Below are 14,914 nucleotides of genomic sequence, written 5' to 3'. Positions count from 1 at the left end.
CTCAGCGGTCCGAGCGCAGCAGCATCGCGCCCGAGGGGACGCCTCCGCCGGCGGTCACGACGGCGACCCGGGCGCCGGGGACCTGGCGGCCTTCGGCCTCGCCTCTCAGCTGCAGGACGGCCTCCCGGACGAATCCGTAACCGTGCAGCCGTCCGGCCGACAGCTGGCCGCCGTGGGTGTTGAGGGGGAGTGGTCCGTCGAGGGCGATGCCGCGGCCCTCGTCGATGAAGTCGCGGGCGCCTCCGAACTCGCAGAAGCCGAGGGCCTCCAGCCACGACAGGGCGTTGAAGGTGAACCCGTCGTAGAGTTCGGCCACATCGACGTCCTCGGGGCGCAGCGACGTCCTGCTCCACAGGTGCGCCGACGGGCCGAGGGACTGCGGCAGGTGGGTGAGGGTGTCCTGGTCCCAGGACAGCCGTTCCGTGATCTGGGTGCCGACCGCTTCGACCAGCACCGGCGGCTTGCGCAGGTCCCCGGCGGTCTCGGCGGCCGACACGACGACGGCGACGGCGCCGTCGACGGGCACGTCGCAGTCGTAGAGCCCGAAGGGGGTGGAGACCATGCGGGCCCGCAGGTAGTCGTCCATGGTCATCGGATCCCGGTAGACGGCCTCGGGGTTGCGCGCCGCGTTGGCGCGGGCGTTGAGCGCGATCCAGCCGAGCGTCTCGCGGTCGCCGCCGTACCGGTGGAAGTAATGGGAGGCCTGGCAGGCGATCCAGTTGGCAGCCGACATCGCGCCGAAGGGCAGGCGCCATTCCATCATCCCGGTGGCCCGCTCGTCGCCGACGTGCCAGCGGCCAGAGCGCACCAGGGCGGTGTGCGAGGACTCCCACACCGTCCGGAAGCACAGCACGTGGCGGCACAGGCCGGAGGCGACCGCCAGCATCGCCGACATGATGGACCCGATCTGACCCGGGGTGTCGGCGCCCCCTGCGACCCAGGTGGGTTTGAGCTGCAGGGCCTCGGCCAGCGCCATGACCCCGCCCTCCGACATGCCCGCGGGGGCGTTGCCGGGGTAGGTGGCCAGGCCGTCGACCTCGTCGACGGACAGGCCCGCGTCCTCGAGCGCCCGCAGGCAGGCGTCGGCGGTGAGCGACAGCGGGTCGACCATCAGGCGGCGGCCGACCGCCGACTGCCCGACCCCGGTCAGGGCGACCTTGTCCTCGAACTTCTCCCGGCGGGCCATCGGCCGCAGCGCCGCCCGGTGGTCGCGGGGTTCGGGGAGGGGGCCGGTGACGCCCGTGTGCTCCGGGTCCGGCTCGAAGAGCGGCAGGTGGACATCTCCCGCCTTCTCGAAGACCACGCGTACTTGCATCCCGACGCGCACGTCGGCGGGGTCGCAGTTGACGATGTTCGTGGTCAGCCGGACCCCGTCGTCCTCGTCGATCACGACGATCGCGACGATGTACGGCGGGGGGAGGTCCGGCAGCCACTGCTGGAAGTTGATCGTGAACCCGGCCACCGTCGCCCGGCCGGAGACCGGTGTCATCGCCATGTTCGCGCCACGGCAGGAACGGCAGCGCGGCAGCGGCGGATGCGTGTAGGTGGAACAGTCCCCGCAGCGTGCGATACGCAGTTCGCCATCACCGCCGGCCGCCCAGAAATCGGCGCTGGCCAGTGTCGGCTGCGGTAGCGGCCTGCCTGTCGGTCGATCCATGTCGAGGCCCCTTCGTTCGAAGGTCGCTGGTGACCGAGGCCGAATATAGTGCACACAATCCTGCGGCATCAAGAGATCGTGGTGCGGCATTGTGGATATTGAGCGTAATAAGTAGCCTCAAAAGGGCTCGCCGGTCGCTCCGTACCCGGATACCGGGTCAGGAGGACAGGTGCCGCCGCATCCGGTGCTGGGCCAGGCTCGCGTCGCCGTCGCGGATCGCGCCGAGGATCTCCCCGTGCGCGCGGTCGAAGCCGTCGAGGCAGGCGCCGGTCGGCACGGATCCGCCATGGGCGGTACGGATCCGACGGGACAGGTCGGTGATGATCCGCAGGAACAGGCTCAGCACCGGATTGCCGGCCAGCTCGGCGAGTTCGGCGTGGAAGCCGCGGCCGTCGGCGGGGTCGCCCTCGTCTCCCGGCTCCCGAGGCGGCCGGTCCGCGAGCGTCTCGAGCCGGCGTGCGATGTCCGGTTCACCGCTCCGGGCCGTCACGCGGGCGACCGTTCCGATCTCGATCGCCTCGCGGACGAGGTCCAGGTCCTCGGCGGTGACGCCGCGAAACGCCAGGTACAGCGCGCTCGCGTCGATGGCCGCCTGCGGCGCCTGGGGGGTGACGACCAGGCCGCCCCCCGGCCCCCGCCGGGCCATGGCCACCGAATGGTGCTCCAACAGCCGGACGGCCGCGCGCAGCACGGCGCGGCTCGTCTCGTAGCGGTCCATCAGCTCGGCCTCCGAGCCGAGGACCGCGCCGGGCCGCATGCCACGATCGACGATGTCCTGGTAGATCCGCGCCGCGAGCGCCTCGGCGAGCGTGGTGCCCGTGCCCAGGTTCACCGCCGCGGCGGCGGGCACGACCGGGTCCGGCCGTTCCCGGTCGGTTCCGATGCCGAGCCACTCGACCACCTCGTCCAGGTGCTCGATGAGCCCGACCTCGGCCCGCGACGTGTCGCCGGCGACCGCGGCGTCCATGATCTCGGCGTGCCGGTGGTGGGAGACCATCCTGAAGCGGATCAGCTCGTCCCTGGAGATGTGCCCGAACACGCCCGCGTGCCGGTAGGTCAGCTGCTCCAGCACGTCGGTGAAGAGCTGGAGCACCGGATTCCCGGTCATCTCGCTCAGCACGGCGTGGAAGAGGCCGTCCGCCCAGTCACCGTGCTCGCGCGCGGAGAGCTCCGCGGCGAGGGTGCCGCGCAGCGCCGCGATGCCGTTCTCGTCGATCCGCTCGGTGGCCAGCCTGCCGACGAGCGGCTCGATGAGGCGGCGGGCGTGGAGCACGTCGCCCGGAGCCGCGCCGACGTACTCGATGTAGACGACGACGGCCCTGACCGCCGGCCCGGCGTCGGGCGCGCAGATGACGAGCCCGCCGCCCCGGCCGCGGCGCATCCTGGCGACCTGGTGGTGCTCCAGCAGCCGGGCCGCCTCGCGCAGCACGGTCTGGCTCACCCCGTAGCGCTCGCGGAGCACGGGCTCGGAGTCCAGGATCTCGCCGACCGGCCAGCCCCGCCTGATCACCTCGGCCTCGATCCGCCGGGCCACCTGCGAGGCGAGCTTGCCCACCGACCCGCCCCGGCCGCCGGGGACGGGGCCGCCGTCGCGGACGTCCGTGAGCCGGGCATCAGTCCTCGCCAACAGCGGCTCACCTCCGGCCCCCGACATCTGGCGCCGAGTCTAGTGCGGGAGGCGCCGCACCCGGCCCGGTCGCGGGTCAGGTGATCGCGCCGTCGATCTTGAGCTGGATCAGTTCGTCGTCGCTCCAACCCAGCTCGCGCAGCACCTCGTCGGTGTGCTCGGCGAACTGGGGCGCGCGCCGCAGTGCGGGAGGGGTCTCGTCGAACTGGACGGGGTTGGCGACGAGTTCGCGTTGACGGCCGTCGGCGTCGACCACGGGGGCGATGAGCCCGTTGGCGCGCAGCGCCGGGTCCTGACCGACCTCCCAGGCGTCCTGCACCGCGGCCCACTGGCCCTGCACGTCCTCCAGAAGCTCGATCCACTCGGCGTAGGTGCGCTGCTCGATGACTCCGGCGAGGATCTCGGCCGCCTCGGCGGCGTTCTCCATGATCTTCTCGACGCCGTCGAAGCGCTCGTCGGTGATCAGGTCCTCGCGGCCGATGACGGAGCACAGTTCCGGCCAGTACCGTCCGGGCTGCAGCATCGCCAGCTCCAGCCAGCGCCCGTCGGCGGTGCGGTAGGCGCCGATCAGCGGGTTGGTCGCCGACCCGTGCCTGGGCTGCTCGACCTGCGGCAGCGGCCCGCCGGCCATGAGCGCGAGATTGACCGAGAACTGGGTCGCCCAGGCGCCGACGCCGATCAGCGACACGTCGACGACCGACGGCCGGCCGGTGGCCTGCCGCGAGTACAGCGCCGCGGCGATCCCTCCGGCGATCGTCATGCCGCCGATCGAGTCGCCGTAGGCGCCGGCGGGCATGCGCATCATGGTGTCCGAGCCCGGCGGGGTCACCCCGGCGGCGCTGCCGCCCCGGGCCCAGAACGCCGTGCTGTCGTAGCCGCCCTTGTCGGCCTCCTCGCCGCGCGCGCCGAACCCGCTGCCGCGGACGTAGATGATGTCGGGGTTGATCGCGCGGATGTCCTCGAGTTCGATGCGCAGCCTGGCCCGCGCGCCGGGGAGGAAGTTCGTCAGGAACACGTCGCTGTCGCGGACGAGCTCCTCCAGCACCTTGCGCGCCGACGGGTTCTCCAGGGCGAGGCCGACGCTGCGCTTGCCCCGGTTGGGCCCCTCCATGATCGGGAAGAACGAGGTGCCCTTGCTGCGCACGTCCAGGCCGAGCAGCCGGACCAGGCCGCGCTGGGCGTCGCCGTGCTCGGCGTGCTCGATCTTGACGACGTCGGCCCCCCAGTCGGCCAGTACCGCGCCCGCGGACGGCACGAAGGTGAACTGGGCTACTTCCAGGATCCGCACGCCGTCCATGGGTCGATGCATTCCGTACCGCCCTCTCCTCGAAGCGATGAAGCGCCTACAGAACGTTATTGTGTGCACTCTGTTGCCGCTACGGCGGGAGCATAGCAACCGCTCGAATCTTCGGGAAGATGGCGGAAGGTCTCTGATCGGATGGGGAAGATCGCCTATTTTGCTGAGTAAGTAGGGGATGAAGCGGGCAGGGAAGGTGTCTTCGCTGGAAGGGTGACGTCCGGAGAGGGAGGGGTGAGGGTGGTGGTCTTCTTTAAATTGAGGCTACCCAAATCCGGTGAAGAGACTTATGCTCCAGTGCGTCAGATCACATGCGCCCTCTGAGGAGCCGATATGGCCGGAGACCCCACCCCCGCGGCGTGCCCGATCGAGGACTACCGGACCTTCGGTCCGCCGGTGCCGGCGTTGACGTCGTTCGAACGCATGGACGGATACCAGGACCGCGCACGCCCCGTGCTGTGGACCAGGGACACCCCCGGCTACTGGGTCTTCACCGACCACGACGTGATCCTGGACGGGCTCCAGCAGCCCGACCTGTGGTCGAGCCAGGTCATCACGCCGACCGAGCCCGACCCGCCGTTCCAGTGGATCCCGGTGATGCTCGACCCGCCCGAGCACACCCGCTGGCGGCAGCTGCTCGGCGGCTACTTCACCCCGAAGCGGACCAAGGCGATGCTCGACGAGCAGCGCCGGCTGGCCGCCGAGATCATCGAGGCGGTCAGGCCGAAGGGCGAGTGCGACTTCGTACGCGACGTCGCGCGGATCTTCCCGGCCACGATCTTCCTGCAGATCATGGGCATGCCGGTCGGCAAGTTCGAGGAGTTCATGGAGTGGGAGGAGAAGATCCTCCACAGCAGCGACAACGACGTCCGGATGGAAGGCATGCAGCTCGTGATGGGCTACTTCGCCGGGCTGATCGCCGAGCGCAGGGCCGACCCGGACGAAGCGGCGACCGACATCGTCAACACGGCCCTGAACTGGGAGATCGACGGTGAACCGGTCTCCGACGCCGACCTGCTGAACTGCATGCTGCTGCTGTTCATGGCGGGCCTGGACACCGTCACCAGCCAGACCTCCTACGCCTTCCTGCACCTGGCCACGCACCCCGGCGACCGCAAGCGCGTCACGGACTCGCCGGAGCTGATCCCGCACGCGGTCGAGGAACTGCTGCGCGTCTACCCGATCGTGCAGACCGCCCGCAAGGCCACCAGGGACGTCGACTTCCACGGCTGCCCGATCAAGGCCGGGGACATGGCCGCCTTCCCGCTGTCCGCGGCCGGACGCGACGCATCGGCCTTCCCCGACGCCCGCCGCGTCGACCTGGACCGAGAGGACGTCCGCCACCTGTCCTTCGGCGCCGGGCCGCACCGCTGCCTGGGCTCCCACCTGGCCCGCCAGGAGATGGCGGTCCTGCTGGCGGAATGGCACCGGCTCATCCCCGACTACGAACTGGTCGAGACGCCGACGGAGCACGGCGGCGGCGTGTGGGGGCTCGACGCGCTGCGACTGCGATGGGACGTGTGATGAGCACCGAATCGACCCACCGGCTGTACATCGACGGGGCCTGGACCGAGGGCACCGGCGACGAGCGGATCGAGGTCGTCAACCCGGCGACCGAACAGGTCGTCGGCCGGGTGCCGCAGGCGACCCGCGACGACGTGGTGCGGGCGATCGAGGCCGCGCGGCGCGCGTTCGACGAAGGCCCCTGGCCCCGGATGTCCGTCCGGGAGCGCGCGGAGGTCATGCTCGCGATGGCCGCGGTGATGGAGCGGCGGCTGCCCGAGCTCATCGAGCTGAACATGGCCGAGGCCGGCTCCACCCGCCCGCTGGCCGAGTCCATCCAGGTGGGCATCCCGATCCGGCAATTCCGGGACATGGCCGAGCGCGTCATGCCCGCCTTCGACTGGGAGGCGCCGATGCCGCCGACCGTCGGCCAGGGCATCGGCCAGGGGGTGCTGCGGCGCGAGCCGTTCGGCGTCGCCGCGCTCATCCCCGCCTACAACTTCCCGTTCTTCCTCAGCGTCATGAAGCTGGCGCCCGCGCTGGCCGCCGGGTGCACGACCGTGCTGAAGCCCGCGCCGACCACCCCGCTCGAGGTGCTGGTCCTGGGGGAGATCGCCGAGGAGGCGGGGCTGCCGGCGGGAGTGCTCAACGTCGTCACCGGCGACGTCGAGGCGGGCCTGGAGCTGACCACCAACCCGATGGTGGACCTGGTGAGCTTCACCGGCTCCGACACCGTCGGCCGGATGGTCTACGGGCAGGCCGCGCCCACGATGAAGAAGGTCGTGCTGGAGCTGGGCGGCAAGTCCGCCAGCGTCGTGTGCGAGGACGCCGACCTCGACAAGGTGCTCCCGGAGATCCTGGCCGGCATCGTCGTCCAGGCCGGGCAGGGGTGCGCGCTGTTCACCCGGACGCTGGTGCACCGCTCCCGGCACGACGAGCTCGTCGAGAAGATCGTCACCGCGCTGCGGTACGTCAAGGTCGGAGATCCGGCCGAGCCGGACACCGCGATGGGCCCGCTGATCAGCGAGGCGCAGCGCGGCAAGGTCGAGAAGCTGATCCGGACCGGGGAGGAGGAGGGCGCGCACCTCGCCTTCGGCGGCGGCCGCCCCGCGGGCCTGGAGCGGGGCTACTTCGTGGAGCCGACGCTGTTCACCGGGGTCGACAACGCCATGACGATCGCGCGGACCGAGTTCTTCGGCCCCGTCGGCGTGGTCATCCCGTTCGACGACGACGAGGACGCGGTGCGCATCGCCAACGACAGCCCCTACGGGCTGGCCGGTTCGGTGTGGTCGGCGGATCCGGTCCGCGCCTACGAGATCGCCAAGCGGATCCGGGCCGGCTTCGTCTCGGTCAACGGCGGTGGCGGCGGCGTCAGCCCGCACATCGCCTTCGGCGGCTACAAGCAGAGCGGCCTCGGCCGCGAGTGGGGCGAGCACGGACTCGACGAGTACCTGCAGACCAAGAGCATCAGCTGGGGCGTCGCGGGCGGCTGAGCCGTCCGCACCGCCCGGCCGTGAGGAAGGGAAGAGAAATGAGCCGGGTCCAGGGCAAGACAGTGTTCATCACCGGCGTCGCACGCGGCCAGGGCAGGGCCCACGCGCTGCGCCTCGCGCAGGAGGGCGCCGACATCATCGGCGTCGACCTGTGCGCTGACATCGCCACCAACGGCTATTCGCTCGCCACGCGCGAGGACCTGGACGAGACGGTCCGCCAGGTGGAGAAACTGGGCCGCCGCATGTTCGCGGCGCAGGCCGACGTCCGCGAGCCCGCGGCGCTCGTGGACGCCGTCTCCCGGGGTGCGGCCGAGCTCGGCGGGTTGGACGCGGTCGTCGCGAACGCCGGTATCTGCCCGCTGGGCAGCCAGGACGCGCAGGCGTTCCTGGACGCCGTGTCCGTCGACTTCAACGGCGTGGTGAACGCGGTCCAGGCCGCGATACCCCACCTGCCGGACGGCGCCTCGATCGTCGCGACCGGTTCCGTCGCCGGGCTGCTGCTCGGAAGCACCGACAACCCGGCCAACGGCTTCGGGGGCATGGGCTACGCCTGGGCCAAGCGCGCCGTCGCCTCGTTCGTCCACGACCTGGCCGTGGCCCTGGCCCCGCGCCGGATCCGGGTGAACGCGGTGCACCCCTCCAACTGCAACACCGACATGCTCAACAGCGACGTCATGTACCGGGTGTTCCGCCCGGACCTGGAGCAGCCGACCCGCGAGGACGCGCTACTGGCGTTCCCCGCGATGCAGGCGATGCCGGTCGGGTTCGTCGAGCCCGAGGACGTCGCGGACATGGTGCTGTTCCTGGTCTCCGACGAGTCCCGGTACGTGACCGGCATGCAGATGCGGGTCGACGCCGGCAGCTACGTCAAGAACCGCCCCCAGCAGCCGGCCTTCTGACGGAGGAGAACGACAATGCCGTTGCAGCCGTGGATGAAGATGCTGTCCACCGACGACCACCTCATCGAGCATCCGCGGGTGTGGTCGGACCGCCTGCCGTCGAAGTACCGCGACGTCGGCCCGGTCATCGTCGAGCAGGACCGGCCGAGCGGCGGGGCGCCCGCCGAGGTCTGGAAGTACGAGGACCGGATCTACCCGACCATCGGCCTCAACGCCGTGGCGGGCAAGCGGCCCGAGGAGTTCGGCCTCGAACCGACCCGCTACGACGAGATGATCCCCGGCTGCTACGACCCCCGCGCCCGGCTGGCCGACATGGACCTCGACGGCGTCTGGGGCGCGCTGTGCTTCCCGTCCTTCCCCCGCTTCGCCGGCACCCTCTTCCTCGAGGGCGAGGACCGCGAGCTGGCCCACCTGTGCGTCAAGGCGTGGAACGACTACGTCCTCGACGAGTGGTGCGCCGCCGCGCCGGACCGGCTCATCCCCCTGGCCATCCTGCCGCTGTGGGACGTGGGGCTGTGCGTGGCGGAGATCCACCGCACCGCGGCCAAGGGGGCCAAGGCGATCGCGTTCCCCGAGAACCCCGTCCCCCTGGGGCTTCCCTCGTTCCACACCGACCATTGGGACCCGGTCTTCTCCGCGGCCGAGGAGACCGGCATGCCGCTGAGCATGCACTTCGGCACCTCGGGATACGCGCCGGTCACGGCGCCCGACGCCCCGTTCGCGGTGATGATCGCGCTGTTCGGCTGCAACTCGATGTACGCCACCGCGGACCTGCTGTTCTCCCCGGTCTTCCACAGGCACCCCAAGCTCAAGGTCGGCCTGTCCGAGGGCGGCATCGGCTGGGTGCCCTACCTGCTCGAGCGCATCGACACCACCTGGAAGCGGCACCGCTTCTACCAGAACGTCAACCAGGACGTGCTGCCCTCCGACTTGTTCCGCAGGCACATCCACGGCTGCTTCATCGACGACTCCTTCGGCATCGAGGCCCGGCACGCGATCGGCGTCGACAACATCACTTGGGAGTGCGACTACCCGCACTCCGACTCCTACTGGCCCAAGAGCCGCGCCGTCGCCGCCGAGCGGCTGGCCGGCGTGCCCGACGAGGAGGTCCACAAGATCGTCGAGCTGAACACCCGCCGGCTCTACGACTTCCCCGCATGAGCACGCGCCCGGAGTCGGAGCGCTCCGACTGGACCGACCTGGACCTGCTCACCCGTGAGGAGGCGGCCGAACGGGTCCGCGCCGAGATCACGGACGTCCGGGCGCGGCTCGACGCCGAGTCGCGGCCCGAGGCGAGGGCCGCCTTGGAGCAGCGGCTGGACGTCCTGGAGACGTGGACGCGGGGACCGTCCGCGCGCTGAACGCGACTGGAGATCTCATGAAACTCGTGGTGGATCAGGGCAAGTGCTGCGGCCACGCGCGCTGCAACGACCGGGCTCCGGAGCTGTTCGAGCTCGACGACCTCGGATACGTGGCCGTGAACGAGATCGAGGTGCCCGAGGGGATGGAGGAAGCGGCCCTCGCCGGCGCCCGCGCCTGCCCGGAACGCGCGATCACCATCGTGTGATCAGCCGCCCGCCCCTCTCGCCGCGGAGGACCGGCCTTTCCAGCTCAGAAATCAACGAAGGCAACCAGGACGACCAAGTTGGGATGTAAACGATGGACGTGACCCAGGAACCCCCTCAGACGATGCCGGCCGACGGGCGCCGCCCTCCGCAGACCCGCACGCAGCGTCCCGTCGACCCGATCCGCCGGCACGGCTGGGTCCAGGACAAGCTCGACCACCTGATGTACGAGTCCGCCATGCTGCCCGGCGTGCGCTTCGACCGGCCGGCCGGCGACCCCGGCTGGTTCTCTCCCGACAGCGCCATGTGGTACGTCCACTCGCACTTCTCCGCGATCGCCGGCGGCTTCGTCGGGCTGATGTGCGAGGGCGTCAAGCCCGACATGGTGTACGGCGGCCTCGACCACAGCGACTTCTTCAACGACCGCAAGCGCCGCGGCGGCCGCTCGGCGTCGTTCTACTGGGCCACCGTCTTCGGCCCGACCGAGGTCGCCGAGAAGATCTGCCGGAACGTGCACCGGTACCACGAGACGGTCCAGGGCACGATGCCGGACGGCACGCCGTACGCCGCCAACAGCGCGGAGAACCTCCGCTGGGCGCACGCCGGCCTCACCTGGGGCTACGTCCGCGGCCACCAGCTGTACCACCCCAGGCCGCTGCCGCCGAAGAAGCTCGACGAGGTGGTGGCCGGGATGGCCCGCATCCACGAGGCGATCGGCGCCACCGACCTGCCGCGGACGATGGAGGAGATCGAGGAGTACTACCGGCAGATGCGGCCGCGGATGTGCATCAACGAGGACGGCAAGTGGGCACTCGACTTCGCGTTCTCGGAGTTCGACAAGCCCGGCCGCGCGCCGATGCGCTGGGCGCTGGAGGACGCGATGCCGTGGTGGGCCCGCGAGGTCCTCGGCGCGAAGTCCACCCCGCGGCAGCGCGCGATCGGCAGGAAGCTGAACTACGCGGTCGTCAACGGCGTGCAGAAGGCCATCGGCACCCCGTGGTACGTGAAGGAGGCGCGCGAGCGCATCAAGGCTGCCTCCTGACCGGCACCGGGATGTGACCGGTGCCCGATCATCAACGGCCCGACCGCCTCGTAGAAGGCGGTCGGGCCGCGGCGTTTCCGGCTGTACCCCGGTTCGATCCCACCTTGGAAGGCACCGCCCGCGCGCTGGGCATTGACCTCCGGCGATACAGGTTCGTACACTGTAAAAACAGTTTGTACGCCGTATAAATCCGTTCAGGAGGCATGCATGATCCCCAAGAAGATCTGGGCGAACTCCGGCGACTCCCACTTCATGGAGCCCCCGGACCTGTTCGACGAGCGCCTGCCGAAGGCGCTGGCCGACCGGATGCCCAAGTCCCAGAAGTTCGACGGCTACGAAGTCGTCACCGTCGACGGCCAGGAGTTCCGCCGGGACATGCCGAGTCCGAACGCGGACAGCAAGGCGATCATCGACGTCGTCGTCGAACGCGCGCCCGGCGCCAACGACCCGGTGCTCCGTCTCAAGGACCTCGACGAGGAGGGCATCTGGGCCGAGGTCACCTACCCGTCCCTCGGCATCTGGGCGAGCTCGATCAAGAGCGCGGACCTGATGAAGGCCGGCGTCCGCTGCCTGAACGACTGGGCGCACGAGCACATCATGAAGGCCTCGCCGCGGCTGGTGGCCACCGCGTCGGTCTCGCTGCTGGACATCGACGACGCGGTGGCCGAGGTCGAGCGCTGCGCCGACCTGGGCTTCCGCGCGGTCTTCGTGCCGACCGCCCCGCCGGCCGGACAGAAGCCCTTCAACTACATCGACCACTGGGACCCGCTGTGGACGGCCCTGGAGGCCAACAACATGGTGTTGTCCTTCCACATCGGCACCGAGCCGGTCGAGGCCGACCAGCAGGTGGGCGTCAAGTTCCGAGGGCCCGGCGGCGCGGTGCTCAACTACACCCAGACCACGTTCGGCGGCCAGATCGCGACCATGCAGATGGTCGCGTCCGGGGCCCTGGACCGGCACCCGGGCCTGCGGGTCCTGGTGTCGGAAGGCGGCGCCGCCTGGGGCCCGTTCCTGGGCGACCGGATGAACGAGGGGTACCGCCAGCACGGCATCTACGTGCGGCCGCAGCTGTCGAAGCCGCCGATGGAGTTCATCTACGAGCAGGTGTACGCCTCCTTCCAGCACGACGTGACCGCGATCGCCGCCATGCAGCACATGGGCTGGCAGAACGTGATGTGGGGGAGCGACTACCCCCACCTGGAGGGCACGTACGGCCACACGCAGAAGACGCTGCACGAACTGTTCGAAGACGTTCCCGAGGCGGTGCGCAAGCGCATCACGGTGGGCGCCTTCAACGACCTGTTCCCCGAGGTCGGCGCCCCGCCCGCCGACGAGTACTGATCCGGTCCGGCCGGGCGCTCCCGGAGGCGCCCGGCCGACCACCGGTTCGACACGGAGACTCGAGGAAGGACATCTCATGCAGTTCCTGGAAGAAGAGGAAGAAGCTCTCGGCACCCCGACGTTCGAGGTGCTGGTGCGGGACGGCGAGCCCGTCGTGGCCGGCAGCTACTTCATGTCGCCGCCGATCTACCTGCGCGAGGCGTCCTGGGACCCCGCCCGAGCGGGCCGGCTGATCGTCACCGCCTCCGACGGCTCCCGCTGGCACGCCGAGGACGTCCCCCGAGAGGGACGCGCCAACGTCGTGCTGCGCCCGCTGGACGGCGGGACCCCGGCATGACCGGCTCGACCGACGCCGCGCTCCTGCTGATCCGGGTGTGCCTGGGCGTCGTGCTGCTGGCGCACGCCTGGAACCACGCGCTCGGCGGCGGCCGCATCGCCGGGACCGCCGACTGGTTCGAGGGCCTGGGGCTGCGTCCCGGCGTGGTGCACGCCTGGGCGAGCGTCGTCACGGAGGTCGCGGCGGGGGCCGGGCTCATCCTCGGGCTGCTCACCCCGCTGGCCTGCGCGGCCGCGATCGGCGTGATGTGCGTGGCGTTCGTGACCGTGCACCTGCCCCACGGGTTCTTCATCTTCCGCGAGGGCTACGAGTACGTCGCGGTGATCGCGATCGTGTCGGCGGCGGTGGGGATCGCCGGGCCGGGCGGGATCTCGGCGGACGCGGCGCTCGGGCTCGACCTGTCCGGCTGGACGGGTTTCGCGCTGTCGACCGTCCCCGGAGTGCTGGGGGCCGCGCTGACACTCGGGTTCGCCTGGCGCCCGAACCGCGGCTGAACGATTCACCGTGAACATTGCGATCTCCCTGGAGGAGAACATGGACCAGCAGGAAGTCCTGGTCGAACGCCAGGGCCACGTCATGATCGTGACGATCAACCGGCCGGAGGCGCGCAACGCCGTCAACGAGGCGGTCTGCCTGGGTGTCGGCGACGCCCTGGCGGAGGCGGAGCAGGACCGGGAGGTCCGCGTCCTGGTGCTGACCGGGGCGGGCGACCGGGCCTTCTGCGCCGGCGCGGACCTCAAGGCCCTCGCCCGCGGCGAGCGCATCATCCCCGAAGGCCGTGAGGCCTGGGGCCTGGCCGGTTTCGTCGGCCACCCGATCAGCAAGCCGACGATCGCGGCGGTCAACGGCTCCGCCCTGGGCGGTGGCACGGAGATCGTGCTCGCCAGCGACCTGGCCGTCGCGGCGGAGACCGCGGTGTTCGGGCTGCCGGAGGTGCGCCGCGGCCTGGTGGCCGCGGCGGGCGGGGCCTTCCGCCTGGTGCGGCAGGTGCCGCCGCGCGTCGGTCTCGAGCTGCTGCTGACCGGCGAGCCCGTCACGGCGGCCCGCGCGCTGGAACTCGGCCTGGTCAACCGGGTGGTCCCCGCCGACCGGGTGCTCGAGGAGGCCGTCGCCCTCGCCGAGACGATCGCCGCCAACGCGCCCCTGTCCGTCCAGGCCAGCAAGCGCATAGCCCTGGGCCTGCGCGACGGCGGACGTCCCGCCGAGGCCGCCCCGTGGGAGCTGACGGCGAAGGAGACCGCCGCCGTCCTGGCCTCCCAGGACGCGGCGGAGGGCCCCCTCGCCTTCGCCGAGAAGCGCGACCCCGTCTGGCAGGGCCGTTGACCGCCGCTCCCGGCCCGGCCGCGCTAAAAGCGCTGCGCTCCGTCGATGCGGATGACCTCGCCGTTCAGGTAGTCGTTCTCGGCGATGTGGACGGCGAGGCGCGCGTATTCGTCGGCGTGGCCCATGCGCTTGGGGTTCGGGACGCCCGGACCCCACTTGGCCTGGGCCTCGGCCTCCTCCATCCCGTACGCGGGGGTGAAGAAGGTGCCGGGGGCGATGCACATGACCCGGACGCCGAGCGGGGCCAGGTCGCGGGCCGCGGTGAGGTTCATGCCGATGACGCCGCCCTTGGCCGCCGAATAGTCGCTCTGCCCGACCTGGCCTTCGAAGCCGGCGATGCTGGCGGTGGTGATGACCACGCCGCGCTGGCCCGAGTCGAGCGGCTCGTTGCCGGCCATGGCCTGCGCGGCCCGGCTGAGGACGATGAACGTCCCGGTCAGGAAGACCTCCACGGTGCGGCGGAAGGCGTCGACCGGGTAGGCCTCCCCGCTCCTGTTGACGATCCGCGCGCCCGCGACGGGGCCGCCGTGCACGGCGACCGCGACGCGCAGCGGGCCGAGCTCCTGCGCCGCGGCCAGGGCGTCGAGCACCGACCGCTCGTTCGTGACGTCCGTCTTGACGAACCGGACGGCGTCCCCCAGTTCGTCGGCGAGGGCCTCGCCCTTCTCCTGGGACATGTCGGCGATGACGACCTTGGCGCCCGCGGCGACCAGCCGTCGGACGGTCGCCGCGCCGAAGCCGCCCGCACCGCCGGTGACCAGGGCGGAGCCGTTGGAGAGTTCCATATTTCCTCCTGAAGTGAGAAGTCCGCCGGACATCCGGCGACGACT

15 protein-coding genes are annotated in these 14,914 nt (G+C 71.0%); 11 read left to right on the top strand and 4 right to left on the bottom strand.

Going from position 1 to position 14,914, the window contains the following annotated elements; translation table 11 throughout:
* Nucleotide 1 precedes the first annotated feature (1 nt).
* From ABGB12_RS29970 to ABGB12_RS29960, 3 genes are all read right to left on the bottom strand, one after another.
* Nucleotides 2-1,657, bottom strand: coding sequence for an OB-fold domain-containing protein (locus tag ABGB12_RS29970; protein WP_347682982.1), 1,656 nt, complete (start codon nucleotides 1,655-1,657; stop codon nucleotides 2-4).
* 157 nt (nucleotides 1,658-1,814) lie between these two features.
* Complete coding sequence (locus ABGB12_RS29965) at nucleotides 1,815-3,284, bottom strand: FCD domain-containing protein (protein WP_347682980.1); 1,470 nt, start codon at nucleotides 3,282-3,284, stop codon at nucleotides 1,815-1,817.
* 76 nt (nucleotides 3,285-3,360) lie between these two features.
* On the bottom strand, nucleotides 3,361-4,593 hold the full coding sequence (locus ABGB12_RS29960) for a CoA transferase (RefSeq protein ID WP_347682978.1): 1,233 nt from the start codon (nucleotides 4,591-4,593) through the stop codon (nucleotides 3,361-3,363).
* A 321-nt stretch (nucleotides 4,594-4,914) separates the two neighbouring features.
* Here ABGB12_RS29960 and ABGB12_RS29955 point away from each other — a divergent pair, with 321 nt between their 5' ends.
* The 11 genes from ABGB12_RS29955 to ABGB12_RS29905 all read left to right on the top strand — a co-directional run bounded on the left by ABGB12_RS29955 (nucleotide 4,915) and on the right by ABGB12_RS29905 (nucleotide 14,084).
* Nucleotides 4,915-6,105: a cytochrome P450 gene (locus tag ABGB12_RS29955; RefSeq protein ID WP_347682976.1), complete on the top strand. Its 1,191-nt coding sequence runs from the start codon at nucleotides 4,915-4,917 to the stop codon at nucleotides 6,103-6,105.
* Nucleotides 6,105-7,577, top strand: coding sequence for an aldehyde dehydrogenase family protein (locus ABGB12_RS29950; protein WP_347682974.1), 1,473 nt, complete (start codon nucleotides 6,105-6,107; stop codon nucleotides 7,575-7,577). The genes ABGB12_RS29955 and ABGB12_RS29950 overlap by 1 nt, the downstream gene beginning before the upstream one ends.
* Nucleotides 7,578-7,615: 38 nt before the next feature.
* Nucleotides 7,616-8,476 (top strand): mycofactocin-coupled SDR family oxidoreductase, encoded by an 861-nt coding sequence (locus ABGB12_RS29945; protein WP_347682972.1) that lies wholly within the window; start codon nucleotides 7,616-7,618, stop codon nucleotides 8,474-8,476.
* A 15-nt stretch (nucleotides 8,477-8,491) separates the two neighbouring features.
* Complete coding sequence (locus tag ABGB12_RS29940) at nucleotides 8,492-9,637, top strand: amidohydrolase family protein (protein ID WP_347682970.1); 1,146 nt, start codon at nucleotides 8,492-8,494, stop codon at nucleotides 9,635-9,637.
* Nucleotides 9,634-9,837: a hypothetical protein gene (locus ABGB12_RS29935; RefSeq protein WP_347682968.1), complete on the top strand. Its 204-nt coding sequence runs from the start codon at nucleotides 9,634-9,636 to the stop codon at nucleotides 9,835-9,837. Before ABGB12_RS29940 ends, ABGB12_RS29935 begins: the two co-directional genes overlap by 4 nt.
* Nucleotides 9,838-9,854: 17 nt before the next feature.
* Nucleotides 9,855-10,043 carry a ferredoxin gene (locus tag ABGB12_RS29930; RefSeq protein WP_347682966.1) on the top strand — a complete coding sequence of 63 codons (189 nt, stop codon included), beginning with the start codon at nucleotides 9,855-9,857 and terminating at the stop codon, nucleotides 10,041-10,043.
* A gap of 92 nt (nucleotides 10,044-10,135) precedes the next feature.
* Complete coding sequence (locus ABGB12_RS29925) at nucleotides 10,136-11,083, top strand: oxygenase MpaB family protein (protein ID WP_347682964.1); 948 nt, start codon at nucleotides 10,136-10,138, stop codon at nucleotides 11,081-11,083.
* Nucleotides 11,084-11,290: 207 nt separating this feature from the next.
* On the top strand, nucleotides 11,291-12,424 hold the full coding sequence (locus ABGB12_RS29920; protein ID WP_347682962.1) for an amidohydrolase family protein: 1,134 nt from the start codon (nucleotides 11,291-11,293) through the stop codon (nucleotides 12,422-12,424).
* Between the two features lie 76 nt (nucleotides 12,425-12,500).
* Nucleotides 12,501-12,761, top strand: a complete 261-nt coding sequence (locus ABGB12_RS29915) for a hypothetical protein (RefSeq protein WP_347682960.1) — start codon at nucleotides 12,501-12,503, stop codon at nucleotides 12,759-12,761.
* On the top strand, nucleotides 12,758-13,255 hold the full coding sequence (locus tag ABGB12_RS29910; RefSeq protein WP_347682958.1) for a DoxX family protein: 498 nt from the start codon (nucleotides 12,758-12,760) through the stop codon (nucleotides 13,253-13,255). The genes ABGB12_RS29915 and ABGB12_RS29910 overlap by 4 nt, the downstream gene beginning before the upstream one ends.
* Before the next feature lie 10 nt (nucleotides 13,256-13,265).
* Nucleotides 13,266-14,084 (top strand): crotonase/enoyl-CoA hydratase family protein, encoded by an 819-nt coding sequence (locus ABGB12_RS29905; RefSeq protein WP_347682956.1) that lies wholly within the window; start codon nucleotides 13,266-13,268, stop codon nucleotides 14,082-14,084.
* 23 nt (nucleotides 14,085-14,107) lie between these two features.
* On the opposite strand, the gene ABGB12_RS29900 is transcribed toward ABGB12_RS29905, so the two are convergent.
* Nucleotides 14,108-14,869 (bottom strand): SDR family NAD(P)-dependent oxidoreductase, encoded by a 762-nt coding sequence (locus ABGB12_RS29900; protein ID WP_347682954.1) that lies wholly within the window; start codon nucleotides 14,867-14,869, stop codon nucleotides 14,108-14,110.
* Nucleotides 14,870-14,914: the final 45 nt, after the last annotated feature.

Source organism: Actinocorallia sp. B10E7 (assembly GCF_039871655.1).
Lineage (GTDB): Bacteria > Actinomycetota > Actinomycetes > Streptosporangiales > Streptosporangiaceae > Actinocorallia.
The sequence above is the reverse complement of the archived record's forward strand: the minus strand, read 5'-3'. Positions and strand labels throughout refer to the sequence as shown.

Bases quoted from the DNA above. Each gene is read 5' to 3' on its own strand.
- ABGB12_RS29970 (WP_347682982.1), bottom strand. From the start codon at position 1,657: ATGGATCGACCGACAGGCAGGCCGCTACCGCAGCCGACACTGGCCAGC.
- ABGB12_RS29960 (WP_347682978.1), bottom strand. From the start codon at position 4,593: ATGCATCGACCCATGGACGGCGTGCGGATCCTGGAAGTAGCCCAGTTC.
- ABGB12_RS29955 (WP_347682976.1), top strand. From the start codon at position 4,915: ATGGCCGGAGACCCCACCCCCGCGGCGTGCCCGATCGAGGACTACCGG.
- ABGB12_RS29950 (WP_347682974.1), top strand. From the start codon at position 6,105: ATGAGCACCGAATCGACCCACCGGCTGTACATCGACGGGGCCTGGACC.
- ABGB12_RS29945 (WP_347682972.1), top strand. From the start codon at position 7,616: ATGAGCCGGGTCCAGGGCAAGACAGTGTTCATCACCGGCGTCGCACGC.
- ABGB12_RS29940 (WP_347682970.1), top strand. From the start codon at position 8,492: ATGCCGTTGCAGCCGTGGATGAAGATGCTGTCCACCGACGACCACCTC.
- ABGB12_RS29935 (WP_347682968.1), top strand. From the start codon at position 9,634: ATGAGCACGCGCCCGGAGTCGGAGCGCTCCGACTGGACCGACCTGGAC.
- ABGB12_RS29930 (WP_347682966.1), top strand. From the start codon at position 9,855: ATGAAACTCGTGGTGGATCAGGGCAAGTGCTGCGGCCACGCGCGCTGC.
- ABGB12_RS29925 (WP_347682964.1), top strand. From the start codon at position 10,136: ATGGACGTGACCCAGGAACCCCCTCAGACGATGCCGGCCGACGGGCGC.
- ABGB12_RS29920 (WP_347682962.1), top strand. From the start codon at position 11,291: ATGATCCCCAAGAAGATCTGGGCGAACTCCGGCGACTCCCACTTCATG.
- ABGB12_RS29915 (WP_347682960.1), top strand. From the start codon at position 12,501: ATGCAGTTCCTGGAAGAAGAGGAAGAAGCTCTCGGCACCCCGACGTTC.
- ABGB12_RS29910 (WP_347682958.1), top strand. From the start codon at position 12,758: ATGACCGGCTCGACCGACGCCGCGCTCCTGCTGATCCGGGTGTGCCTG.
- ABGB12_RS29900 (WP_347682954.1), bottom strand. From the start codon at position 14,869: ATGGAACTCTCCAACGGCTCCGCCCTGGTCACCGGCGGTGCGGGCGGC.